This window comes from Cryobacterium sp. Hz7 (assembly GCF_004402815.1).
In the GTDB taxonomy this organism is placed as follows: domain Bacteria; phylum Actinomycetota; class Actinomycetes; order Actinomycetales; family Microbacteriaceae; genus Cryobacterium; species Cryobacterium sandaracinum.
Map to the genome: position 1 here is coordinate 26,073 of NZ_SOFB01000003.1, position 24,262 is coordinate 50,334.

Annotated in this window: 25 protein-coding genes and 1 pseudogene; 10 read left to right on the forward strand and 16 right to left on the reverse strand. The window is 68.4% G+C overall.

The window, feature by feature from the left end; genetic code table 11:
* The first annotated feature begins 33 nt into the window (after positions 1–33).
* Genes pdhA through E3N86_RS00330 form a run of 3 tightly spaced genes read left to right on the forward strand, consistent with a single transcriptional unit; the run spans position 34 to position 3,466 of the window.
* On the forward strand, positions 34–1,164 hold the full coding sequence (gene pdhA, locus E3N86_RS00320) for a pyruvate dehydrogenase (acetyl-transferring) E1 component subunit alpha (protein ID WP_134341990.1): 1,131 nt from the start codon (positions 34–36) through the stop codon (positions 1,162–1,164).
* Positions 1,161–2,177 (forward strand): alpha-ketoacid dehydrogenase subunit beta, encoded by a 1,017-nt coding sequence (locus tag E3N86_RS00325; RefSeq protein WP_104099447.1) that lies wholly within the window; start codon positions 1,161–1,163, stop codon positions 2,175–2,177. The genes pdhA and E3N86_RS00325 overlap by 4 nt, the downstream gene beginning before the upstream one ends.
* On the forward strand, positions 2,174–3,466 hold the full coding sequence (locus E3N86_RS00330; RefSeq protein ID WP_174842981.1) for a dihydrolipoamide acetyltransferase family protein: 1,293 nt from the start codon (positions 2,174–2,176) through the stop codon (positions 3,464–3,466). Before E3N86_RS00325 ends, E3N86_RS00330 begins: the two co-directional genes overlap by 4 nt.
* A gap of 55 nt (positions 3,467–3,521) precedes the next feature.
* On the opposite strand, the gene E3N86_RS00335 is transcribed toward E3N86_RS00330, so the two are convergent.
* From E3N86_RS00335 to kynA, 7 genes are all read right to left on the reverse strand, one after another.
* Positions 3,522–3,854: a cupin domain-containing protein gene (locus E3N86_RS00335; protein WP_104194316.1), complete on the reverse strand. Its 333-nt coding sequence runs from the start codon at positions 3,852–3,854 to the stop codon at positions 3,522–3,524.
* Positions 3,855–3,864: 10 nt separating this feature from the next.
* On the reverse strand, positions 3,865–4,968 hold the full coding sequence (locus tag E3N86_RS00340) for a tellurite resistance/C4-dicarboxylate transporter family protein (RefSeq protein WP_134511089.1): 1,104 nt from the start codon (positions 4,966–4,968) through the stop codon (positions 3,865–3,867).
* 59 nt (positions 4,969–5,027) lie between these two features.
* Complete coding sequence (gene purQ / locus E3N86_RS00345) at positions 5,028–5,726, reverse strand: phosphoribosylformylglycinamidine synthase subunit PurQ (protein WP_134511090.1); 699 nt, start codon at positions 5,724–5,726, stop codon at positions 5,028–5,030.
* Positions 5,726–5,995 (reverse strand): phosphoribosylformylglycinamidine synthase subunit PurS, encoded by a 270-nt coding sequence (gene purS / locus E3N86_RS00350; protein WP_104099452.1) that lies wholly within the window; start codon positions 5,993–5,995, stop codon positions 5,726–5,728. Before purS ends, purQ begins: the two co-directional genes overlap by 1 nt.
* A 39-nt stretch (positions 5,996–6,034) precedes the next feature.
* Positions 6,035–7,447, reverse strand: coding sequence for a kynureninase (locus E3N86_RS00355; RefSeq protein WP_134511091.1), 1,413 nt, complete (start codon positions 7,445–7,447; stop codon positions 6,035–6,037).
* Positions 7,448–7,620: 173 nt separating this feature from the next.
* Complete coding sequence (locus E3N86_RS00360; protein ID WP_134511092.1) at positions 7,621–8,643, reverse strand: amidohydrolase; 1,023 nt, start codon at positions 8,641–8,643, stop codon at positions 7,621–7,623.
* 130 nt (positions 8,644–8,773) lie between these two features.
* A complete protein-coding gene (kynA, locus tag E3N86_RS00365) occupies positions 8,774–9,628 on the reverse strand; it encodes a tryptophan 2,3-dioxygenase (protein ID WP_134372368.1) in 855 nt (284 codons plus the stop codon).
* Between the two features lie 136 nt (positions 9,629–9,764).
* Between kynA and E3N86_RS00370 the strand changes: the two genes are divergently transcribed.
* Positions 9,765–10,481, forward strand: coding sequence for a TetR/AcrR family transcriptional regulator (locus E3N86_RS00370; RefSeq protein WP_166784956.1), 717 nt, complete (start codon positions 9,765–9,767; stop codon positions 10,479–10,481).
* A gap of 57 nt (positions 10,482–10,538) precedes the next feature.
* On the opposite strand, the gene E3N86_RS00375 is transcribed toward E3N86_RS00370, so the two are convergent.
* The 4 genes from E3N86_RS00375 to purD form a co-directional block, all read right to left on the reverse strand.
* Positions 10,539–11,366: a VOC family protein gene (locus tag E3N86_RS00375; protein WP_104099465.1), complete on the reverse strand. Its 828-nt coding sequence runs from the start codon at positions 11,364–11,366 to the stop codon at positions 10,539–10,541.
* Between the two features lie 298 nt (positions 11,367–11,664).
* Complete coding sequence (locus E3N86_RS00380) at positions 11,665–12,048, reverse strand: VOC family protein (RefSeq protein WP_104099457.1); 384 nt, start codon at positions 12,046–12,048, stop codon at positions 11,665–11,667.
* Between the two features lie 148 nt (positions 12,049–12,196).
* On the reverse strand, positions 12,197–13,117 hold the full coding sequence (locus E3N86_RS00385) for a phosphoribosylaminoimidazolesuccinocarboxamide synthase (protein WP_134342005.1): 921 nt from the start codon (positions 13,115–13,117) through the stop codon (positions 12,197–12,199).
* Positions 13,118–13,515: 398 nt separating this feature from the next.
* A complete protein-coding gene (gene purD / locus E3N86_RS00395) occupies positions 13,516–14,793 on the reverse strand; it encodes a phosphoribosylamine--glycine ligase (protein ID WP_134511094.1) in 1,278 nt (425 codons plus the stop codon).
* Between the two features lie 206 nt (positions 14,794–14,999).
* Here purD and E3N86_RS00400 point away from each other — a divergent pair, with 206 nt between their 5' ends.
* The 6 genes from E3N86_RS00400 (at position 15,000) to purM (ending at position 19,986) form a co-directional block, all read left to right on the forward strand.
* A complete protein-coding gene (locus tag E3N86_RS00400; RefSeq protein WP_134372374.1) occupies positions 15,000–15,359 on the forward strand; it encodes a sterol carrier family protein in 360 nt (119 codons plus the stop codon).
* Between the two features lie 119 nt (positions 15,360–15,478).
* Entirely contained in the window at positions 15,479–16,111 is a 633-nt protein-coding gene (locus E3N86_RS00405; protein ID WP_134511095.1) for an NAD(P)-dependent oxidoreductase, read from the forward strand.
* Positions 16,108–16,560, forward strand: coding sequence for a MarR family winged helix-turn-helix transcriptional regulator (locus E3N86_RS00410; protein WP_134511096.1), 453 nt, complete (start codon positions 16,108–16,110; stop codon positions 16,558–16,560). Before E3N86_RS00405 ends, E3N86_RS00410 begins: the two co-directional genes overlap by 4 nt.
* Before the next feature lie 203 nt (positions 16,561–16,763).
* Entirely contained in the window at positions 16,764–17,162 is a 399-nt protein-coding gene (locus E3N86_RS16970) for a hypothetical protein (RefSeq protein ID WP_174842983.1), read from the forward strand.
* A 116-nt stretch (positions 17,163–17,278) separates the two neighbouring features.
* Entirely contained in the window at positions 17,279–18,886 is a 1,608-nt protein-coding gene (gene purF, locus E3N86_RS00420; RefSeq protein WP_104099462.1) for an amidophosphoribosyltransferase, read from the forward strand.
* The gene (gene purM / locus E3N86_RS00425; RefSeq protein ID WP_104099463.1) at positions 18,883–19,986 is read left to right on the forward strand and encodes a phosphoribosylformylglycinamidine cyclo-ligase; all 1,104 of its coding nucleotides are present in this window, start codon (positions 18,883–18,885) and stop codon (positions 19,984–19,986) included. Before purF ends, purM begins: the two co-directional genes overlap by 4 nt.
* A 208-nt stretch (positions 19,987–20,194) precedes the next feature.
* Here purM and E3N86_RS00430 read toward each other — a convergent pair whose 3' ends face one another.
* The 5 genes and pseudogenes from E3N86_RS00430 to E3N86_RS16610 all read right to left on the reverse strand — a co-directional run.
* The gene (locus tag E3N86_RS00430; RefSeq protein ID WP_134421239.1) at positions 20,195–20,470 is read right to left on the reverse strand and encodes a DUF3073 domain-containing protein; all 276 of its coding nucleotides are present in this window, start codon (positions 20,468–20,470) and stop codon (positions 20,195–20,197) included.
* A 171-nt stretch (positions 20,471–20,641) separates the two neighbouring features.
* Entirely contained in the window at positions 20,642–21,010 is a 369-nt protein-coding gene (gene crcB, locus E3N86_RS16605) for a fluoride efflux transporter CrcB (protein ID WP_166784957.1), read from the reverse strand.
* Positions 21,007–21,423, reverse strand: a complete 417-nt coding sequence (locus tag E3N86_RS00440; RefSeq protein WP_104099143.1) for a CrcB family protein — start codon at positions 21,421–21,423, stop codon at positions 21,007–21,009. Before E3N86_RS00440 ends, crcB begins: the two co-directional genes overlap by 4 nt.
* Before the next feature lie 3 nt (positions 21,424–21,426).
* The gene (locus tag E3N86_RS00445) at positions 21,427–23,550 is read right to left on the reverse strand and encodes an APC family permease (protein ID WP_134372386.1); all 2,124 of its coding nucleotides are present in this window, start codon (positions 23,548–23,550) and stop codon (positions 21,427–21,429) included.
* A 285-nt stretch (positions 23,551–23,835) separates the two neighbouring features.
* Positions 23,836–24,262, reverse strand: a pseudogene (locus tag E3N86_RS16610) (hypothetical protein); the annotation flags it as partial.

A 24,262-nucleotide genomic window follows, 5' to 3' on the forward strand; every position in this document is an offset into this window, starting at 1 on the left:
CGACCTCACGAAGGCCGAGCAGGGAGTTCTTTCATGACCACTCGAGCGCGTACATCCGTGGCGACTCAGTCCCGACCAACCACCTCCCCGGATCGGCCGACCCCGGGCGCAAAACCCGATGTCTCCCCGGCCGACCGGGAACTCTTGACCGGGTTCTACCGCCAGATGATGCTCATCCGCCGGTTCGAAGAGCGAGCCGCACGGGCCTACACGCAAGCGCTGATCGGCGGCTACTGCCACCTGAATCTCGGCGAGGAGGCTGCGGTCGTCGGGCTCATGTCCGCGCTGCGCCCGAGCGACTACCTCTTCACCAACTACCGCGAGCATGGCTACGCGATCACCCGCGGCATCCACCCCAACCGGGTGATGGCCGAACTGTACGGCCGATCCGACGGGGTGTCCAAGGGGTGGGGCGGCTCGATGCACATGTTCGACTTCGAGAAGCGGATGCTGGGCGGCTACGGCATCGTCGGCGGCCAGATCCCGCTGGCGACGGGGGCCGCCCTGGCCATCGACTACCGCGCCGGCGACGAGATCGTGCTGTGCACGATGGGCGATGGCACCACGAACATCGGAGCATTCCACGAGTCTTTGAACATCGCGTCTCTCTGGAACCTTCCGATCGTCTACGTCATCATCAACAACAGGCTGGGAATGGCCACCACGGTCGACAAGGCTTCGGCTGAGCCGGACCTCTACAAGCGCGCATCCGCGTACCGGATGGCGTCGGAACGCGTCGACGGGCTCGATCCCGTCGCCGTGTTCGAGGCCGCCCAGCGTGCCGTTGCTCAGGCTCGCAGCGGTAAGCCCTTCCTTCTCGAGGTCGTGACGGAACGACTGCGTGGGCACTCCGTCGTCGACCCGGCCAAGTACCGCTCCGACGAGGAGATGTCCCTGGTCAAGGAACGAGACCCGGTGCACACCTTCGCCGCCAAGCTGGTCGCGGACGGTCTGCTTGACGAGCAGGAACTGGCGAAGATCGACGAGGAAGTAACCCTTCAGGCAACCGAGGCGGCGGCGTTCGCCGAGAACAGCCCGTTCCCGGATGTGTCGACCCTGTTCGACTACACCTACGCCACAGCCGTGGCCAATGACTCCCATCGGTTGCCCGGGCAGCCTCTGTTCGAGCCGGCACCGATCCCCGACTACGGAGTCAACCAATGAGCATCATGACCTATCGCCAGGCACTGCACGACACGCTGCGTTCCGAGATGCTGCGTGACGAGAATGTGTTCCTGATGGGTGAGGAGATCGGTCTCTTCGAAGGCGCGTACAAGATCACCGCGGGCATGCTCGACGAGTTCGGCGAGAAGCGCGTGCGGGACACCTCGATCGCCGAAGAGGGTTTCACCGGTGCCGCCATCGGCGCCGCGATGCTCGGGCTCCGCCCCGTGGTCGAGATCATGACCATCAACTTCTCCCTGCTCGCGCTCGACCAGATCGTGAACCACGCCGCCAAGATCTACGGCATGTTCGGTGGACAGGCCCGAGTGCCTCTCGTCATCCGCACGCCGGGTGGCGGCGGACAGCAGCTGGGTGCGACCCACTCGCAGAACATCGAGCTCTTCTACGCCTTCGTCCCCGGGATGAAGGTCGTCGCACCCAGCACGCCGGCCGACGCCAAGGCGCTTCTGATCGCGGCGATCCGGGACGATGACCCCGTGCTGTTCCTGGAAAACCTGTCGCTCTACAACATCAAGGGCGAGGTGCCTGACGGCGACGTGTCGGCCGAAATCGGCAAGGCTGCCGTCACCCGCAAGGGAAGCGACATCACTCTGATCGGCTATTCACGGATGGCCCACGTCGCGTCGCAGGTCGCGGCGCAGCTCGCGGAATCGGACGGCCTCGACATCGAGGTCATCGACCTGCGCAGTCTGCGTCCACTGGACCGCGAAACGGTTGTGGAGTCCGTCAAGAAGACGCATGCCGCCGTCATCCTCGAGGATGACTGGCTGACCTATGGAATCGGCGCTGAGATCGCGGCCACGATTTCCGATGGCGCCTTCGACTACCTGGACGCGCCCGTTCGACGCGTCGCGATGGCAGAGGTGCCGCTCCCGTACTCAAAACCTTTGGAGACGGCCGCGTTGCCGTCGGCGGAGGACGTCATCGGCGCCATCCGTCAGACCCTCGACGCCGTCGGTCGCCGCCGCTACCCGATGGGTGAAAAATCATGATCGAAATCACAATGCCCCGCCTCTCCGACACGATGGAGGAAGGCGCGATCGCGATCTGGCACAAGCAGCCCGGTGACCGGGTCGAGGTCGGGGACCTGCTCGTCGAGATCGAGACCGATAAGGCCACGATGGAGTACGAAGCCTACGAGGCCGGCACACTCTCGGAGCATCTCGTGGCAGAGGGGAAGCTGGTCTCCATCGGCGAGCCCATCGCACTGCTGGACGACGGCAAGCCGAGTGTCATGCCGGGGGCGACGCCGGCCGCCGCTGCCGACGCACCGGCGGCTACGCCGGCGGCCGAGGCCGCACCGGCAGTTCCTCCGATCGATGGCAATGCGGACGGGAACGCCGCCGGGCGCGGTGAGCGCCTCTTCGCGTCACCGCTGGTGCGCAAGCTCGCGCGGGAAAACCATCTCGACCTGAGCCAGGTGCGCGGCACGGGCCCCGGCGGCCGCATCATCCGCTCGGATACCGACGCACTGCTCGCCCAGGCGACCGCGCCCGGTGCCGACTCCGCCGTCCCTAACGCGACCGTGGTCGCTCCGAGCGCGGCAGCCGCCGCACCCTCACCGGACACCCTCGACAAGCGCGCGTCCGAGGCGATCCCGCTGAGCAACATGCGCCGCATCATCGCGCGGCGGCTGGGTGAGAGCGCCCGCACCATTCCGCACTTCTTCGTCACCGCCGCGGCCGACGCCGAGAACCTCGTGCAGTTGCGCACCGAGCTGAACACGCAACTCGTTCAGGCCGGTCGGCCGAAGGTGAGCATCAACGACCTGCTGATTCGGGCGAGCGCGCTCGCCCTCCGCGAGCACCCCGAGGTCAACGCGTCCTACATCGACGACGCGAGCGTCGAGATGCTGGTGCACCACCGCGTCAATATCGGTGTGGCTGTCGCCTCGGGCAACGGCCTCGTGGTTCCCGTGATCGAGGACGCGGACCAGAAGACCGTCAGCCAGCTCGGTACGGAAGCCAAGCAGCTCGTTTCCCTGGCCAACGCCAAGAAGCTCACAGCCGGTCAGATGTCGGGCGGCACGTTCACCATCAGCAACCTCGGCATGTTCGGTGTGGAGCAGTTCACCGCGATCATCAACCCGCCCGAAGGGGCGATCCTGGCCGTCGGCGGCACCGCCCGCGAGGCTGTCGTGGTCGGGGACGAGATCGTTGCCCGGCACAGGATGCGCTACACCCTGTCGGCGGACCACCGGATCATCGACGGCGCTGTGGCCGCACAGTTCCTGCAAACGCTGACCCGACTGATCGAGAACCCGTGGACGATCATCGCCTGATCACCGGCACGGGGGACCGCTGCGCGCCTGTCGCGGCGGTCCTCGATCTGGCGTTCTAGCCCTTCTTGGCAACGGTCATCAGGACCGTGGAATCTACGACCGCCTCAAGGCTGTGCCGTGCGTCCGGAACGATCAGGAAATCACCGGCGCGCCCCTCCCAGACGTCGTCGCCGGCTCTTAGCCGCACGCGCCCGCTGAGGACATAGACCGTCGCCTCACCCGGATTCTCATGCTCGCTCAGGGAGATCCCGGCCAGCAGCGCGATGACGGTTTGACGCATCACCTTCTCGTGGCCGCCGAAGACCGTTCCGGCTGCGCGACCACTGGTGCCGGCTGCGGCTGCCTTCAGGTGTTCGCGGGCGAACGCCTCGATCGAAATTTTCTGCACGGGTCGGTTCTCACTTTCTCGGTTGGTCGGTGACTGCGGGCTCAACGGTCAGGTGCCGCGGGTCAGGGGATCCACGAAACAGTCCACCTGCCCGCAGCGGCTGGCGGACCATCGCGGTGAACATGACCAACCACACCACGAGAGCCACCCAGAGTGAGACGGTCCCGATCTGCCCGACCAGTGGAAGGTCATCGGCCTGGCCCAGGTAGATTCCGGCGACCGCGTACATCCCGACGGGAAATGCGATGCTCCACAGCGTCGCTTCGTAGCGCAGTGGCACTCGGTGTGTGACGTGACGCCAGAACCCCACCGCGATGAGCACGGGGATGAGCCAGGTGGCGAACGCCCAGAACATGACGGAGACGCCCGCAACGAGCCCCCGGGTCGCGGTCACCATCGGGGCGTCCGCCATTTCGACGATGCGGGCACCGGCCAGCACCGTGATCGCGCACGCGCCCATAGACACCCAGTAGGGCGGGTCCAACTGCTCAGGCCGGATGTCATAGAGCACCAGCCGTAAGGATACGAAAACACCCGCGGCACCGTAGAGGAAGATGCCCACCGACCAGGACAAGATCGCGAGGACTGCGAGCAGTGCCCTGGCATCGCCCGACACGGGCTCCAACGAGGCCGCCACGACGGCGACCGACTGGCTGGCGACGACCCAGATGAACCAGGTCCCGTTCGCGGCGTTGAGCACGGGGCGCACGCTGCGGCCCAGGACCGCGAACCACGGGAGAGCGTAGCCGAGCAACAGCCAGGTGATTCCGGACACCCCGAGGAGAACTGTCGCCAGGCCGAACCAGCCCTCGATGGCGAGACGGGCAGCCAGGACGTTGGTGCCGGCGACGAAAGTGAAGAACTGGAATCCGCGGTGGGGATCGTGCATGTCCGCAAGGAAGGCCGCGGGATAGGCGATGAGCCGCCACCCGGTAAGCGCCACGAGAATCAGGTAGGCCGCGGCACACACGACCATGAGGATGAAGCTGAGCGTCTGGACGCCGATCAGGTGCATCCCGACCGAGATGATCCCCGTGGCCATGACCAACGCGAAGTAGCCAGGCGGCATCCCTCGGACAGCGGCACCCACACGCACACCGCTGTTAGACGTCACCCTGACAGGCTAGCGCGCCGGCGCTCCGGCGCGCCGACAACCGCATGGTGCGGACGCTGTTACGCGCTGACGAGCATCCGTTCGATCACGGAGGTGAAGAAGGTGATCCCGTCGGTGCCGCTGCGCATGGCGTCGACGGTGTCGGGGCCGAAGCCCGGCTCGACCGCGTGCTCGGGGTGCGGCATCAGACCGACGACGTTGCCGCGCATGTTGCTGATGCCGGCGATGTCGTTGAGTGAGCCGTTCGGGTTCATGCCGACGTAGCGCACGACCACGCGGCCCTCACCCTCGAGGCGCTCGAGCGTGTCGGCGGAGGCGATGAAGCCGCCCTCGCCGTTTTTGAGCGGGATGGTGATCTCCTGGCCGGCCGCGAAACCACCGGTCCAGTCGGTGAGGGCGCTCTCGACGCGCAATTTCTGGTCGCGGCAGATGAACGAGCCGTGGTCGTTGCGGATCAAGCCGCCCTCGAGCAGGTGCGCCTCGGTCAGCATCTGGAAGCCGTTGCAGACACCGAGCACGGGCATGCCGCTGTTGGCCGCGCTGATGACCTCCGCCATGATCGGAGAGAGGCTCGCGATGGCGCCGCAGCGCAGGTAGTCGCCGTAGCTGAAGCCGCCGGGCAGTACGAGCGCGTCCACGCCGTGCAGGTCGTGCTCGCCGTGCCAGAGGGCGACGGGCTCGGCGCCGGTCAAGCGGATCGCGCGCGCGGCGTCGCGATCGTCGAGCGAACCGGGGAACGTGACGACGCCGATGCGCATCAGTGCGTCTCTCCGGCGGGTGCCTCCAGCACGTGGATGCCGATGACATCCTCGATCACCGTGTTGGACAGCACGGTGTCGGCGAGTTCTTGCACCTCGGCGAGCACGGCGTCGTCGACGTGGCCGTCGATGGTGAGTTCAAACCGCTTGCCCAGGCGAACGCTGGTGAAACGGGTCTTGCCGAGGCGACCCAGGGCGCCGGCGACGGCCTTCCCCTGCGGGTCGAGCAGCTCGGCCTTGGGCATAACTTCTACGACGATTGTTGGCATAGCTCACTCCGGAGGCGTCGGGGGGTGGATTCCACGATCCTACAGGCCGACCCCCGGGCCGCCGAGCGCACCGGCCAGGCCGGTGCCCAGGCCGGTGCCGAGACCACCGTTGGCTCCGCCGGCAAGCCCGCTCTGCCCGAGCAGCACACCGCGCAGCACGTCCCGGATCGCCGCGACCCCCTCGAAGGTCTCGACGAAGCTTGTGCTCAGCGGGGACAGGCCGATGCGCAGTGCGTCGGGCATGCGGAAATCGGGGATCACATCGTGCTCCCACAGAATCTGCGTCACCTGCCGCATGGCGGGGTGGTTCACGGTCACGTGACCGCCGCGGTGCGTGGGCTCTCGCGGCGACGACACAGTCACGCCCATCGGGGCAAGCCAGGCATCCACGAGGGTCAGCGCGAACTCGGTCAGCGCCACCGATTTGGCGCGCACCTGGTCGATGCCGGCCTCCTCGATCATCGCGAGCGAATCCTGCATGGCCAGCATCCCCACGATCGGCGGGGTTCCGCTCATGAAACGACGGATGCCGTCGGCCGGCACATACCCCGGGCCCATCGTGAAGACATCCTTCGTTCCCATCCAGCCCTGAATCGGCTGGGTGAGAACGTCTTGCAGGTCGCTGCGCACATAGGCGAACGCGGGGGCGCCGGGGCCGCCGTTCAGGTATTTGTAGGAGCAGCCGACGGCCAGGTCCACGTCGCACAGGTCGAGTTCGACCACCACGGAGCCGACCGAGTGGCTGAGGTCCCAGAGCACGAGGCCGCCCGCGGCGTGCACCACCGCGGTGATCTCGCGCATATCGGCAAGGAAACTGGAGCGGTAGGCCACGTGGCTGAGCAGCACGAGCACTGTCTGCGGGCCCACGGCCTGCCGCACCTGCTCCACTGTGACGCCGCTCGCGGGGTCGGAGTGAATCCAGTGCAGCGTCATGCCACGTTCGGCCGCGATGCCCTCGAGCAGGTAACGGTCGGTGGGGAAGTTGTCGGTGTCCAGCACGATCTCGGTGCGCGTCGGTTCCGCGTCGACGCGAAGGTAGTCGACGGCCGCCCGCGCCAACTTGTAGAGCAGCACGGTGGTCGAGTCGCCGACGAAGACCTGGCCGGGCGCGGCACCGAGGGCGGCGCGGCCGATGTCGTCGCCGATTTTCAGCGGAAGGTCCAGCCAGGCCTCGTCCCAGCCGCGGATCAGGCGGGTGCCCCAGTCGTGGGTGAGGAACTCGGTGATGCGGGCCACGCTGGCCAGGGTGGGCCGGCCGAGGGAGTTGCCGTCGAGGTAGGCGACGAGGCTCGGGGTGTGCCCGGTCGCGCCGGTAGCGCTGTCGGGTTCGATGCCGACGAACTGCCGCCGGTAGTGTCCGAGCCCGTCGATGCGGTCCATCCGGCGGGCGAAGGCGAGCTGGGCATCCTGGCTGCCGTTGCCGGCGGGGCTGGTGTCGGTGTGGGGGGTCATCTGGATTCCTCGAGGTCGAACGGATGATGGGCAGCCATCTCTCGCAGCGATGCGCGCTTCCCGGGGACTCGCCGACACCGTGCCGCGCTGGAAGTATCCCACCCACGCGGGTGACCGCGCGACTACGGAAAGCGCGGACGGCCGTGCGGCGGTGGATGCGGTCGGGGGTGCGCTCAGGAATCCGGCGGGTCGAGGGTGCTGAGGTCGCCGAGGTCGCCGAGGTCGCCGAGGTCGCCGAGGTCGGCCGGGCTGATCGCCCGGGCGGTGCCGAGCCAGGCGCTGAACGCGGCCGGGTCGGCCGGGCGCTTGCCACGCAGCACCGTGACCAGGCGCTCGCTGCCTGTTGGGCCGCGCAGCACGGTCCGGAAGCCGCCGAGGTTTCCCATGGTCAGGCTCCGCAGCACGTCGTCGCCGCTCAGGCCGGCGCCGAGCAGCGCGTTGATCTCCCGCCGGTTCAGCCCGAGCGGCAGCGGGCCGTTGCCGAGGTCGGTGCCGTAGAGCACCTGTCCGCCGGCCCGGTGGAAGCGGCGCAGATTGTCGACCGCGCGATCGAAGTCGTCGGTTGGCTCGCCCCAGCCGTGGATGTCGAGGGTGCTGATCCATGCCATTCGCCTGGCCATGGCCGCAATCACCTCGTCGCCCAGCCGCTCGCTGAACGGCGTGTGCGCCAGGGCGTCCACCCCTGCCTCGAACGCGCGGAGCGCCTGGCCGGCCCCCTCGGCGTGGGCGAGAACAGGGGCCCCGCGATCGTGGGCGTGCCCGACTATGGCCGCGAGAACCGCGCGCGGCAGCACTGGCCCGGCGTCGCCGTTCAGCGTGACCTTGATCACGGATGCCCCGAGCGCCAGCTGGTCGTCGACGGCGGCCGCGGCATCCGTTGCCTGGGCCACGAAGCGCACGCTGCCTGCCGGGGCCCAGGACCGTTCGCTCGGGTAGCCGCCCGGCGCGGCGAGAAACTGCCCCGCGAACACGGTCTCGGGAAGGACCGCGCTCGCGGGACGCCCCGCTCGCTGGGGCTCTCCCGCGCCCACCTCCACCCGCCGAGGTCGAGCACCCGGGTCGGACTCGACCGGAAGCGTCGACCTCGGCGGCGTCCACCCGCCGAGGTCGAGCACGCGGGCGATGCCGGCCGCGGTGAGCGGGGCCGGGTCGATCAGCGCGAGGTGCACATGCGCATCGAGGAAGCCCAGGAGCACGGTCCTGCCGACCGTCCTGCCGACGGTCCTGCCGACCGTCCTGCCCGGCACCGATCCGCACGGCACCGGTTCGCCCGGCACCGATCCGCCTGGCACCGATCCGCCTGGCCGGCCGCCGGTCATCCGTGCCTCATGTGCCGAGTTCGGTGCGCACGGCGAACAACTCGGGGAAGAAGGTCAGCTCGAGCGCCTTCTGCAGGAAGGCGGCCCCGCTCGACCCACCGGTACCGGTCTTCATGCCGATGATGCGCTGCACGGTCTTGAGGTGACGGAACCGCCAGAGCTGGAAGTTGTCCTCCAGGTCGACGAGTTCCTCGCAGGCCTCGTAGGCACCCCAGTGCTCGCCCGCGTTCTCGTAGATCCCGCGGAAGGTGGCCACGAGTTCCGGATGCAGCACCCACGCCTCCGTGACGTCGCGCTCCAGCACGGGTGCCGGGATAGCGAACCCCTGCCGGTGCAGGTAGCGCAGAAACTCGTCATAGATGCTGGGGGCCGCAAGCATCTCGGAGAGGATCGCGTGAGCATCCGGATCGCTCTCGAACACGCTCAGCATGCGCCGGTTCTTGTTGCCGAGCGCGAACTCGACGGCCCGGTACTGATACGACTGGAACCCGGACGAGTTGCCCAGGAAATGCCGGAACTCGGCGTATTCGCTGGGCGTGAGCGTGGCCAGCACCGACCACTGCTCGGTCAGGGTGCGCTGGATGTGCTTGACCCGGGCGATGCATTTGAGGGCCGGGGCGATCTGGTCCTGGCGCAGGAACGCGGTCGCGGCGCGCAGCTCGTGCAGCACGAGCTTCAGCCAGAGCTCGGTGGTCTGGTGCTGGATGATGAACAGAAGCTCGTCGTGGTGCTCGGGTGAGCTGACCGGCTTCTGCGCACCGAGCAGGGTGTCCAGATCGAGGTAGGAGCCGTAACTCATCCGCTCCCGGAAATCCGTCACGATCTCGGGATCGAACTCGCGGGTGTTGTGCTCGACCGACATGGTGCTCCGTTTCGTTCGGGTGCTGACTGCATTGTGCGGGACAGCCCCGGCCCGGCGCAACTGGCTGACACCTGCCAGGGGGAGGCGTGGAGGTGAGCCTCCGCGATGCCAAGGTTCGGGACCTAGACTCAGGGTCATGACTTCGCCCGAATCGACCCCGCAGGATGGGGCGCAGCCTCGACGGCGTGACGCCCGGCAGAACCGTGAGCGTCTCCTCATTGAGGCGCGGGCACTGATCGCGGTGCACGGCGTTGACGCTTCGCTGGAGGAGATCGCCCGCCGCGCCGACGTGGGCGTAGCCACGCTGTACCGCAATTTTTCCACCCGGGACGACCTGGTCAGGGCCCTGCACGACATCTCCCTCGCCGAGCTGGCCTCGGTGCGCGACGAGATCGCGGCTGCCCCCACCGCGTGGGACGGCATCGTCGTCTACACCGAACGCGTCGCCGAGTGGCTCGTCGCCGACCCGTCGCTGCCGCCCATCCTCAAGCGCATGGAGACGGTCGACCCGGCGCGCGGCAAGGCGGCCTCGTTCAAAGCGGTGCTGTCGGCCCTCGTCACGCAGGCCAAACGCGACGGCGACCTCCGAACGGATGTCGATGCGGTCGACCTCGCGGTCCTCGTCACCATGGTGGGCTCGCTCGGCACCCTTGGCGGCGGTTACACCGGCCAGTGGCGGCGCCAGCTGTCGATCGTGCTCGACGGGCTGCGGGCCGTCGACCGGGGCCGGCCCAAGCTGCCGGGACGTCCGCTTGGAGCCAAGGAATACCAGGCGGCCGTGCACGGCCTGAGCCGCCGTGCCACCCGGGTGGCCTCCCGCGGCACGGGTGCGGCGCCGGGAGCCGGCGCATAGGACATCTGCGTTCGGCGTCGGCGGGGTGCGCCGCGCTGACGCCGTGCGGACCGCGGGCTACTTCGTGCGCACCACGATCTGGTTGCCCCACGGGTCGTCGAAGCCGAGGGTCTGCCCGTCGTGACGGGTCTGCACGCCGAAGTGGGACATCCGTTCGTTGAGGGCGCCGATGTCGTCGGAGCCCGGCAGGATGATATCGACCTCGCCGAGCCCGAGGGCCAGTCGGCGCTTGCCGGCGCCGGCGCTGTTCCAGGTGTTCATGGCCATGTGGTGGTGGTAGCCGCCGGCCGAGACGAACAGGGCCTGGCCGCCGAGGGTCGCCGTCGCCTCGAAGCCGAGGCGGTCCACGTAGAACTCGCGGGCCGTGCCCACGTCGCCGACGGAAAGGTGCACGTGCCCGACGATGGCGTTGCCGACCGACGGATGCGCCTGACCGTCCCGGGTCAGGTGCTCGCCGATGAAGGTGTTCGGGTCGAGGTATAGGGTGGCCATCTCGACCTGGCCGTGGGTCCAGCTCCACTCGGTGCGGTCGCGGTCCCAGTACAGCTCGATGCCGTTGCCCTCCGGGTCGGTGAAGTAGAAGGCCTGGCTGACCAGGTGATCGGCACTGCCGGTGAACGATCCCGGATGCGTTGTGCCCACCGAGTAGACGGCCGCGGCGAGCTGCGCCTGCGTATCGAAGAGGATGGCGGTGTGGAACAGCCCGCTCGAGCGGGGCTCGGCGGCGGCCAGCTCCGGGGCGTGCTGCAGAACAACGATCGGTGTGGTTCCGCGCCCGAGCACGGCGACCGGCCCCTCGTGGCTCTGTAGCTCGAGGGTCACCGCGTCGCGGTAATACGTGATCATGGCGTCGAGGTCGCCCACCCGCAGGGTCACCGCGCCCATGCCGGTGGATGCGGGCAGCAGATCGTTCGCAAATCGATTCACACTGGCCCCAACGGATGATCCGGGCTCGGTATTCCGGTCGTGCGCCGCGTGGCGGGGGCTAACTCAGGAGATCCGGCGGCACGGTCGCGATCGGACGCCATCCGCCGCGGAAACAGTGGCCCCGGGGACGGCCTTGGTCGGGATCTCCTGAGTTAGCCCCAGATTGGAGTCGGGAGGTGGAGTCGGGAGTTGTAGGGGGATCGGGAGTCGGGAGCGGGTCGGAGCGCAGAACGCGACCCAGCAGTCCGGGCGCTCGCTACTGCTCGTCTTCGTGGAGCTGGATCAGGTTGCCGCAGGTGTCGTCGAAGATGACGGAGGTGCCGTAGGCATCCGTGCTGGGGGCGCCGGCGAACTGAACGCCCAGGGTGCGGAGTCGCTCGTACTCGGCCTGCACATCCGGTGTGCCGAACACGATGGCCGGCAGCCCGAGGCTGCGGATGCCCTGAGCGTACTTCTGGTAGACCTTGTTGTCGCTCGGCTCGAGGAGGAGGCCGACCCCGTCGGGGTCTTCCGGGGACTTCACGATGTACAGCTGGTGCTCCGGCATGGACATCAGCTTCTCGAATCCGAGCACGGACGTGTAGAAGTCGAACGCGGCGGACGGATCGTTCACGTGGACGCTGCACATCTTGATTCGCATGGCCGGAGCGTATCAGTTTGCGGCCCGTGGCCGCCGGGCCGTGACGCCTCGCGACGGCACGCCCGGCTGCGGGGAAGCCCAGCGACGGTGCGGTGCCCGCGGAGAAACGCGGGCCACCGCAGCCGCGCCGACGCCGCGCCGGCCTCGCCTACGCCGCGCCGGCCGCGGAAGCCGCGTGCGTCAGCCGCGCCAGCAGTTCCAGGTAACGGGCCGCGGTCTGCCCGATGATCTCCGCCGGAAGTGCCGGCGGTGTGCCGGTCAGGTCCCAGTTGGCCGCGAGCCAGTCGCGAACGATCTGCTTGTCGAAACTGGCCATCCGTTGTTCCGGGGTCGTGCCGGACTGCCAGAGCGAGGCGTCCCAATAGCGGCTCGAGTCGCTGGTGAGCACCTCGTCGGCGAGCGTGATGGCGCCCGTGAGGCGGTCGGCGCCGAACTCGAATTTCGTGTCGGCCAGGATGACCCCGGCTTTCTCGGCGATCGCCGAGGCGTGGCCGAAGATCTCCAGCGACAGGCGGCGCAGCTCGTCGGCAACGGAGGCCCCGACCAGCTCCACCGTGCGCTCGAACGAGATGTTCTCATCGTGCTCGCCCATCGGGGCCTTCCACGCCGGGGTGAAGATGGGTTCGGGCAGGCGGTCGCCGTTCTGCAAGCCGGCAGGCAGTTGGATGCCGCACACCGTCTGGGTGGACTGGTATTCCTTCCAGCCCGATCCGGTCAGGTACCCGCGCACGACGCATTCGATCGGGAACATGTCGAGGGTCTTGCAGAGCATGGCGCGCCCGGCAACGGCGGACGGGAGCAGGCTGGTCACAGCCCCGTTGACGGTGTGGTCCGGCACGAGGTGGTTGGGGAAGCCCACGAGCTGGTCGAACCACCAGAGGCTGAGAGTGGTGAGCAGTTCGCCCTTGCCCGGGATGCCGGGCTCGAGAACGTGGTCGAACGCGCTGACGCGGTCGCTGGCGACCACGAGCACGCGTGCGGCGGTCGCGAGGTCGGCCGCGGCATCCGGAACATAGAGGTCGCGCACCTTGCCCGAGTAGGCGTGACGCCATCCCGGCAGGTCGGGCAGAGCGGATGCGGCGGGCTGGTCTAGTGCGGTCACGGCTATATTCTTGCGCACCGGCCGGTGCCCGCGCCAACGCGGTGCCGGCGTGGGCTCGTGCCGGGCTCGTGCCGCCCGCGGCGTGCCGCGCTTCCGCGCCGAGGATCCCAGGGGGAGGGGCTAACTCAGGAGATCTGCGCTGCCGGTGTCATCCGGCCTGGTGTTCTCGGGTGTTCTCAGCGCTCGCCGAATGGATCTCCTGAGTTGGCCACGGAAACAGCGGGTGGCGACAGCTCAGCCGGGCCAGTGAGACGCGGGTTCAGCGGGCGGCGACAGCTCAGCCGGGCCAGTGAGACGAGGGTTCGGCGGGCTCAGTGGGCGACAGCGGCGACGCGGGTTCGGCGGGCGACACCGGCGACGCGGGCTCAGCGGGCGACAGCGGCGACGCGGGCCGCGATGTCGGTGCGGAACTGGCAACCCTCAAGCGTGATCAGGGTGAGCGCCTCGTAGGCGCGGGCGCGGGCATCCGCAAAGCCGTCGCCGACCGCGACGACGCTGAGCACGCGTCCGCCGGTGGACACGAGGGTGTCGTCGACGACGGCCGTCGCCGCATGCGCAATACTGACGCCGGGCACAGCGGATGCCGCGGCCAGGCCGGTGAGAGCGCGTCCGGTGACCGGCGCATCCGGATAGTTCTCGCTCGCGAGCACGACCGTGACGCAGGCGTCAGCCGAGAATACCGGGCGGGCCAGGCCGCCAAGGCCGCCGGTGGAGGCCGCGAGCAGCAGACCCGACAGTGGCGTGACCAGGCGCGGTAGAACCACCTGGGTCTCCGGGTCGCCGAATCGGGCGTTGAATTCGATCACCCGGATGCCCTCGGTCGTGAGAATGAGGCCGCAGTAGAGCAGACCGATGAAGGGGGTGTCCTCGGCGGCGAGCTTGCGCACCGTGGGCAACGCGATCGTTTCGATGACCTCGTCTACGAAAGCCTGTTCACTGCCGAATTCGGCGTCGAGCCAGGGCAGCGGCGAATAGGCGCCCATGCCGCCGGTGTTCGGGCCGAGGTCACCGTCGCCGAGGCGTTTGTAGTCCTGGGCGGGGGAGAGCGGCAGCACGCTGTGGCCGTCGCTGAGCAGGAAGAGGGAGACCTCCTGCCCGTCCAGGAATTCTTCGATCAGCACGCTGCCGTGCTGAAGCCAGTAGATGGCGTGGTTGATCGCGGCCGTACGGTCCACGGTGACGAGCACGCCCTTGCCGGCGGCGAGGCCGTCGGCCTTCACCACGTAGGGCGCCCCGAACTCGTCGAGTGCGGACGTGGCTTCGGCGAGCGACCCGGCGCGTTCGGCGCGTCCGGTGGGCACGCCCGCGGCATCCATGATGCGTTTGGCGAAGGTTTTGCTGCCTTCGAGGGCGGCTGCGGCCCGGTCCGGACCGAATACCGGGATGCCCCGGGTGCGCAGCGCATCGGCGACCCCGGCGACGAGCGGCGCCTCCGGCCCCACCACGACGAGCTCGATGCCGTTGAGGTTCGCGTAGTTCGTGACCTGCTCGGGGTCGGCCGGGTCGAGCGGAATCACCGGCACATCCCGGGCGATGCCGGCATTGCCTGGCGCCGCCACGATGTCGTGGCGCGGCTCCTCGCGGAGCAGCGCGGTGATGATGGCGTGCTCGCGGGCACCGGAACCGAGGACCAGAATCTTCACCCCGTCAGATTAGCGGATGCCGCGTAGCCCCGCGCGGGCGGCGGGCGGCGGACAGCGGGCACTGGCGCAAGAGCGCTGCGCTCATGCTGCACCGATACGCGCATGGTGTGCCAGGCGCGCAGCGACGCAGCATGCGCGCGGGGTGGGCTGGCGGCGCAAGGAGCGGGCGGCCGGCACGGACCGCAGACAGGAGGCAGACTGGTGGCGTGGCACGAGCGAGGATTGACGACGGCGTGGGGCGCGCGGCGGTGCGCGAATACGCGGCGCAGCAGGGTGAGGCGAGCCGAGACATCCGTGCCCTGGCGGTTCGGTACACGCTGCAGCTGCTCGCCGAGAAGGCCACCGGCAACACACTCGAGGTTCGCGTGCCGCCGTTCGGGGCCGTGCAGTGCATCGCCGGTCCGCGCCACACCCGCGGCACACCGCCGAACGTCATTGAGACGGATGCCCCCACCTGGCTCGCCCTCGCCATCGGAACGCTCTCGTGGGCTGATGGCATCGCATCCGGTCGCATCGCCGCCTCCGGCCAGCGCGCCGACCTGGTCGGGCACCTACCGCTTCTCTGACGCCTCCCACCTCCGTCTCGGACGCGACTCCCCCTTTTCTCCCTCGTGAGTTTTCCCCGTCGTTGTGGTTCGGTGGCAGCATCATCCGATCACAACATTTAGCGACTAAACTAATTCTCATGACAGTGATTGCTTTGTTCGGTGCGACCGGTAAGACCGGTCATCGCGTGCTGACGCGAGCTCTTGCCGCGGGATGCGAGGTGCGGGCTCTGGTGCGTGATCCGGCCAAGCTCGTCACCACGTCGCCGGCTCTGACGGTTATTCGCGGTGACGTGTTGGACGCGGATGCCGTGGATCAGGCGGTGGCGGGGTCAGACGCCGTGCTCAGCCTGTTCGGGCAGGTCAAGGGGTCGCCGCCGACCCTGCAGGCCGAGGGCAACCAGCTCATCGTGGACGCGATGGGGCGGCACGAAGTAAAGCGGATCGTCACCCTGTCGGGCGGCGGGCTAACCGCTCCACTGGACCGGCCCGGGCCCGCAGACCGCGTCATCAGGTTCTTGCTGAAGACCCTGTCCGGGCATGTTCTCGCCGACGCGGAGCAGCACCTTCGGGTGCTCGAGGCGTCCGGGCTGGAGTGGACGGTCGTTCGTGGTCCGCGGTTGACCGAGAAGCCGGGTGCTGGAACCTACCGAGTGGGATGGGTGGGCGTTGATGCGAGCACCCAGATCAGTCGAGATGATCTCGCGGACTTCATCCTCACCCAGGTGGAGGATCGCACCTTCATCGGGCAGATGCCGTTTATCAGCGCATGACACAATCGGCGCACCTGCTCACCTCGCACCGGTCCGGGCAGATGGGGGAGGTCCTGGCGGCGGTCGTTCGTCTGTCGCGGTCGATCGCGAGCCCGCGATCGACTCCGTTCGGCAGCACGGTCCTCACACGCACCCAGCTGGATGTCCTCTTCGTCCTCGCTCACGCGCAGGACTCTGTCACTCCGGGCCGGCTTGCCGCACTGTTGCACGTCACACCGGGGGCCATCACTCAACTCGTCGACCAATTGCGCGAGCATGACCTGGTCGAGCAGTTCGCATCCGACCAGGACGGACGGGTGCGGCTCCTCAGGCTCACCGGAGTCGCGCGTTCCCAGGTCGAGGCGTTCGAAACTCTCGCGATAGAACGCTCCGCACCATGGTTCGACACGCTGACCGATGACGCACTGACCGAGCTCGCTGGACTGCTCGCACAGGTCAAGGGATCCTGAGAGGTGCGGTCATTGTGACAGGCGCGACCGGGGCGCTCGGCTCGGCCGTGGTGGATCGTCCACCGGCCGCCGCGGCTGCCGCACGACGAGGTCCATGTTCGCGCTCCCGCGTACCGCAATCCCATTCATCCGGGCTGGCTGGCATCCGCCGGGCAGAGCCAACACACAGCCGCAGGACCGATCTGGCGTGCGAGAATGAATGCGTGATCTCAGACCAACAGCCCGAGCAGGAGTCCGATTCCGGCACCGGTGAGAGTGCCGGCGAATCGATCGTCGACACGTCCACCGTCACCGTGCGGCGCTCGCCCCGCTTCTTCAACTTCATACTCCTCGGCGCCCTGATCGGTGCGATCGCGGCCCTGGTTCTCACGGTCGTGTTTCCCGAGAACGCCGAGTTCGGGGCTACCCAGGTCTTCGGATTCCTGTTGCTCGCGTTCCTCACGCTGGGCGTCGCCCTGGGTGCCGTCGTCGCCATCATCATCGACCGTGTCATCTCCCGCCGCGGGAAGACGGTCGTCGTCGATAGAATGGCAGCTGTCGGTCCGAGCGATTCCGAGTCTCCGGATGCCGTATCCGACTCGTCGAATTCTGATCGGGGCTAGCTCAACCCGCCCGTCCCAACAACACGGCTCACCGGACCGAAGCGGAGAAGCTCCCGGTCACCCCACAACTCTCAGCACACACTCCCCCGAGCACTGATAGTAGAAGAGGCACCGATTTGGCTGGCGGCGACGGACTTTTAGGCCATGATCTACTCCCCGGAGAGAAGGGGCCGCAGGATGCCTGCGGCGTTTTCGGCGTCTGGGCTCCCGGTGAGGAGGTGGCTAAGCTCAGCTATTTCGGCCTCTATGCCCTGCAGCACCGGGGCCAGGAGTCGGCCGGGATCGCCACGAGTGACGGCTCGAAGATCCTGATCTACAAGGACATGGGCCTGGTCTCCCAGGTCTTCAACGAGGCCGCGCTGAGCACACTGATCGGCCACATCGCCGTCGGGCACACCCGCTACTCGACCACCGGATCGTCCAGCTGGCAGAACGCCCAGCCCACCCTGGGCCGAACCTCGGGCGGCACGGTCGCCCTCGGCCACAACGGCAACCTCACCAACACGGCCGAGCTCCTGCAGCTCGTGCACGAACGCTACCCGAAGGTGGAGGGCGAGCTCGCCCGCGGCAACACCACCGACACCGCAGTGATCACCGCCCTCTTCACCGGCGATCTCGACCACACCCTCGAAGCCACGGCGCTCGAGGTTCTGCCGCGTCTGCGCGGCGCTTTCAGCCTCGTCTTCATGGACGAGACCACCCTCTACGCCGCCCGCGACCCGCAGGGGGTGCGCCCGCTGGTGCTCGGCCGCCTCGAGCGTGGCTGGGTGGTCGCATCCGAAACCGCCGCCCTCGACATCGTGGGCGCCAGCTTCGTGCGCGAGGTCGAGCCGGGCGAGCTCATCACCATCGACGAGGACGGCCTGCGTACGCAGCGCTTCGCCGAAGCGAAGCCCGCCGGCTGCGTGTTCGAGTACGTCTACCTGGCCCGGCCCGACACCACCATCGCCGGCCGCGGCGTGCACGAGGCGCGGGTCGAGATGGGCCGTCGCCTCGCCCAGGAGTACCCCGTCGAGGCCGACCTCGTCATCCCGACCCCCGAGTCCGGCACGCCGGCCGCGATCGGGTACGCGCAGGCATCCGGAATTCCGTTCGGCCAGGGTCTGGTGAAGAACTCCTACGTGGGGCGCACCTTCATCCAGCCGTCGGAGACCATCCGCCAGCGGGGGATCAAGCTCAAGCTCAACCCGCTCAAGGCCGTGATCAAGGGCAAACGGCTGATCGTCGTCGACGACTCGATCGTGCGCGGCAACACCCAGCGTGCCCTGGTCAGCATGCTGCGGGAGGCCGGTGCGGCCGAGGTGCACGTGCGCATCTCGAGCCCGCCGATCACCTGGCCCTGCTTCTACGGCATCGACTTCGCCTCCCGCGCGGAACTGATCGCGACCGGCCTCGGCGTCGACGAGGTGCGCCAGGCCATCGGCGCCGACTCGCTCGGGTACCTCTCACCGGAGGGTATGATCGCCGCCACCGAGCAGCCGCCCGAACGCCTATGCACGGCCTGCTTCACCGGGGTCTATCCGATCCCGCTGCCCGACTCAGCACACCTGGGCAAGAACCTGTTGGAACGTCCGGCCGCCGCCTCGAACGGATGTGACCCAGGCCCCGACTCGGAATTCGAGCCTCTGCTCGCCCCCACCTCACTGCGCCAGGAGGCACTGCGCGAAGAATCCTTGGTCACACAGGGTAAGCCCCCGATCGGCGACCCAGGAAGACAAGAATGAGCAACGCATCCTATGCGGCGGCCGGAGTGGACACCACGGCCGGCGACCTCGCCGTCTCCCTGATGAAGGAGGCCGTGTCGAACACGCACGGTCCCGAGGTGCTCGGCGGGTTCGGCGGTTTTGCCGGCCTCTACGACGTCTCCTTCCTCACCGGCTACACGCGCCCGCTGCTGGCCACGTCAACGGATGGCGTCGGCACCAAGGTTGCGATCGCCCAGGCCATCGACAAGCACGACACGATCGGCCAGGACCTTGTGGGCATGGTCGTCGACGACATCATCGTCGTCGGGGCCCGCCCGCTCTTCATGACCGACTACATTGCGTGCGGCAAGGTCGTCCCCGAGCGGATCGCGGACATCGTCGCGGGCATCGCCCGCGCCTGCGCCGCCACCGGCACCGCACTCGTCGGCGGCGAGACCGCCGAACACCCCGGCCTCCTCGGCGTTGACGACTACGACGTGGCCGGCGCCGCCACCGGCGTGGTGGAAGCCGACCAGGTGCTCGGCGCGGAGAAGGTCCGCCATGGTGACGTCGTCGTGGCGCTGGCCTCTTCCGGCCTGCACTCCAACGGCTACTCGCTCGTGCGGCACATCCTCGCCAACCGCGGCATCGGCTACACCGACACGTCCGCCGATTTCGGAGGCGTGGTCGGCGAGGTCCTGCTCGAGCCGACGCGGCTCTACACCGGGCCGCTGCTCGGCGTGATCTCCGACCCGGAGCTCGCCGGCGTCGTGCACTCGCTCAGCCACGTCACCGGCGGCGGCATCGCGGCGAACCTCGCTCGCGTGCTCCCGCTCGGCGCCTGGGTGGAGGTCGACCGGTCCACCTGGTCGCCGTCCCCGGTCTTCCGGGTGCTCAGCGAACTCGCCGGCTCCTCGCTCGAGAGCGCGGAGGGCACCTGGAACCTGGGTGTCGGCATGTTCGCCGTCGTCGCGGCCGAATCGGCGTCATCCGTCATCGCGCGCCTCGCCACCGAGGGAGTGCCGGCCTGGGTGGCCGGCCGTGTCTCGACCGCCCCGCACGACCTCGCGGGCTTTGAGCAGGGTGCCAAGGGCGTGAACGGCGGCGCCGTGCGCCTGGTCGGCGGCTACGCGCTCTAGCCAGGCCGCCCGGCGGGGCGGCCCGTCGGGCGCCCCGCCCGGCGCCGCGTGCGCGCAAATGGCCGCCATCGGTGAAACGATGGCGGCCATTTGCGCGCACCCGCTGAGGCACGGGGCCGCGGAGGAGCAAAGTTCGGCGAGCCGAGATGAGCCGAGCCGAGATGAGCCGAGCCGAGCCGAGATGAGCCGAGCCGAGATGAGCCGAGCGTCAGGCGCGCTTCTGCTCGTCTTCGGTGGCGTAATGGTCGACGTATTGGTCGTCGGCGTCGGCGTCGGCGTCGGCTTCGTCGTCGGTGTCTGCGTCTTTGCCGGGCTTGCCGGCCTCGTACTCTGGCCACTTCGCCAGGTCCTCATCGAGGCGCGGGTCGTTGGCCGGATGCCCGGTGAGCTCGCGCTCAAGCGCGTTGTAGTTGGTGTCCGGGCTGAAGTACTTCAGCTCGCGGGCAACCTTGGTGTGCTTTGCTTTTTGACGGCCGCGCCCCATGCGAGACCCCCTAACGATGCCAGGCCGGGTGAGAGGAACGTCTCCCGGGAGTTGCCGAATATGGTGAAAACTAGCCGTCAGTTTAGCATGGCGGGCCGAACGGGCCGAGGATGCAAATCCTGAGCAGCGGTTCGCCGAGCACGTTCACAATCAGCGTTCCTTCACTGTACCTCAGCGGGAGAGGAGGTAGCCCGCACCACAGACTAGGAACCCGAGCAGGAGAGTGCCGATCAGGTTGACAATGCCAGCTCGCCGACGCCCGGTGATCGTCAGTTCGACGGTCTCGACGCTCCAGGTGCTGAACGTGGTCAGGCCGCCGCAGACCCCGGTCAACAGGATCAGCTGCACGTCGGCGGACACCGCGGCACGCTCGGAGAGACCGAGCACCACGCCGCCGATCAACGATCCGGCCACGTTCACGATCAACACGCCGAGCGGCAGCCGCCCGGGGCCGACGGGGAGGGCACGCGAGACGAAGTAACGGATGACCGCCGCCGCGCCACCGGTGACGAGTACGCCGAGGACCAGCCAGGTGCTCACAGAGTGCTCCCGGCATCCGGAATGTCCGGCAACACGCGGTGTCGAAGCTGCGCCCCCAGCTGCAGGCCGAGGGCCGCGGCCCCGAACCCCAGCAGCAGAGTGGCCGCCAGGTAGATCCAGCCGAGAGTCGGGAATCCGGCCGCGCCGAGCGCGACCAGGGACACCATGACGGCGGAGTAGGTCGTGAACGACCCGAGCACCCCCGTTCCGAGGGCGGCCTTGACCCAGGCCGGCAGGCCCGGGCGGGTCCACAGGCCTGCCACCAGCCAGCCGAGGATGAACGCGCCGATCGTGTTGGCGATCAGCGTGCTCGCCGGGAAGTCGGTGTCGGCGTGCGGGAGAGCCTGATCGATGCCGAGTCGAAGGCCCGTGCCGACCATGCCGCCGAGAAAGACGCCGGGAGCAAGGCGCATCCGTTACTTCCTCTTGCGGCGCCGCGCGGCGGACGGCCGGGAATTTGGCGGAACCGTGCCGACGACCGGCGTGGGTCGGATCGAGATGTCCTTGGTCGCCGGAGCGAGCGGGCGGCGCGGGATCGGGCGGGGGCGCACGGGCTCGCCGCGGCGGTCCTGGCCGGGCACGGGCCGGGAGCGCCGGCCGTAGATGAGCTCGGAGGAGTCGAGCAGCCACGGCACCAGGGCAATGGTGACGCCGTGCACGAGCATGAGTTTCTGGCGCAGCCGCCGGGCCTTGTGGTTGTGCAGCAGACCCTCCCACCAGTGGCCCACGATGTAGATCGGGGTGTACACGGTGACGACCTCGGAGCCGTGGTCCTCGCGCCGATCCTTGATGTAGCTGATCAGAGGCCAGCTGATATCCCGGTAGGGCGACTGTACGATGCGCAACGGCACCTGGATATTCTGCTGCACCCAGGCGCGCTTGAGCGCCTTGGTCTCGTCGACGTCGACGGAGATGTGTACGGCCTCGATGCTCTCGTGGCGGGCCGCGATCGCGTAGTCCAACGCCTTGAGCACGGGCTTCTGCATCTTGCCGACCAGCACGATCGCGTGGTCGCCCGACGAGCCGAAGATGGTGTCGGCATCCACTTCGATTTCCTTGGCGACGTCGCGGTAGTACCGGTTGACGCCGAGCATGAGGGTGAACAGCACAGGCATCAAAACGAAGACGAGCCAGGCGCCGTGGGTGAACTTGGTGATGGTGACCACTATCAGCACCACGCCGGTGAGCAGCGCGCCGAAGCCGTTGATCGAGAGGCTGGCGATGATGGATGCCCGGTTCGGCGGGTTCGTCTTCAGCAGGGTCAGCCAGTGCCGCACCATGCCCGTCTGCCCGAGTGTGAAGGAGACGAAGACGCCGATGATGTAGAGCTGGATCAGCACGGTCAGGTTGGCCTGGTAGATGACCAGGATGATGCAGGCGAAGAGGGCCAGCAGCAGCACACCGTTGGAGTAGATCAGGCGGTCGCCGCGGGTGCTGAGCGATTTCGGGGCGTAGGAGTCTTTGGCGAGCACGGAGCCGAGCAGCGGGAAGCCGTTGAACGCCGTGTTTGCGGCCAGCAGCAGCACCGCCGCGGTCGCGGCCTGGAGCACGAAAAACATGATCGAGTTGTTGCCGAAGGTGGCCGCCGCGATCTGGGCGATCAGGCTGCGCTGCGGGGAAGTCGCACACTCCTCCCAGCCGATCAGGTCGCAGGGATTTTCCGCGTAGTGCACCTTCGAGAACAGCGCGAGCGCGGTCAGGCCGATGAAGAGCGTGATGGCGATGCCGCCCATGAGCACCAGCGTGCGCTGGGCGTTCTTGACCTTCGGATGCTTGAACGCGGGCACCCCGTTGGCGATCGCCTCGACGCCGGTGAGCGCGCTGCACCCACTCGCGAAGGAGCGCAGCAGCAGCAGGATGAACGCCGACTGGGCCAGGCTCTGGGCCTCTACGTCGTAGTTCGCCGACTCGGCCATCGGGGTATCGCCGAGGGCGACCCGAGCGAGGCCCACGACGACCATCAGCAGCACGCTGGCGATGAACAGGTAGGTGGGGATGGCGAAAGCCTTGCTCGACTCGTGCACGCCGCGCAGGTTGACCGCCGCGAGCAGGATCACGAAGAAGACCGCGAACTCCACCCGGAACGGCGCCAGGCCCGGCAGTGCGGAGATGATGTTGTCCACGCCGCTGGCCACCGACACGACCACGGTCATCACGTAGTCGACGAGCAGGGCGGACGCGACGACGAGGCCGGCCTTCTCTCCGAGGTTCTTGTGCGCGACCTCGTAGTCGCCGCCGCCGGACGGGTAGGCCTTGATCAGCTGGCGGTACGACGCGACTACCACGACGAGCAGTAGCACGACGCACGCCGCGACCCAGGGCGCGAAGCTGAGAAAAGCCAGCCCACCGAGCGTCAGGATCATCAGGAGCTCTTGCGGCGCATACGCGACGCTCGACAGCGGGTCGCTCGCGAAGATGGGGAGGGCGAGGTGCTTGGGCAGCAACTGGCCGTCGAGCTTTTCGGTCGAGAGCGGGTCGCCGATGATCCACCTTTTCGGTGAACGTGTTTCTGGTGCCTGGGGGGTTCCCTCTGGTGTCACGAGGGACGACACTACTCCCTTGGATTCCTCTGTCAAATCCAGGGGAGTCGGCCGCCGTGCGGGCGTGTCGGGCGCGCCCGGTCTGCTCGATCTGCGGCGCCCTGATGTCCCTGCACGCGATCGACCGTTCGGGGGGATGCACCGACCGCGCCCACCCCACCCCATCGCCGAGGAGACCGCGGCCCGTACCGTCTGACCCGGTTGCGACGGTGACACACACAGAACACCCGCGCAGCTGGCGAGGGTGTTCTGTGTGTGGGGGGGGTGCTGTTGCACCGCTCCGGGCTAGTGGCCGCGCTGCCGGTGCAGGTCGGCGAGGATGTCCGCGCGCACCTCGACCAGGCGAGCCCGAAGTTCCGGCACGAGCGTGGTCGGCACGCCGGACCGTGTGGCAGCCTGGCGCAGGTCCGCGCGCAGCTGCTGACGGAACTCGTTCAGCACCAGGTCGGCCTCATGCAGCGCCCGGTTGGACTCGAGACGCGGGTCGGGCGTCGAGGCGGCGGTGGATCCCGAATCGCCTTCGACGGTTCCGGCGCGGGCACCTGTTCCGTCGAATGTGGTTCCCGATGTGCTGCCGCTCGCTGCCGATTCCGCTGGGCCGGTCTGCCATCCCGCTCCGGCCGAGGCTGAAGCTGCGGCTGATGCGGCTGCCGCACCGGCTCGGGCCCCGGCCGCGGCGCCGGCTGCCGCGCCGGCGGCGGCCCCGGCCGCG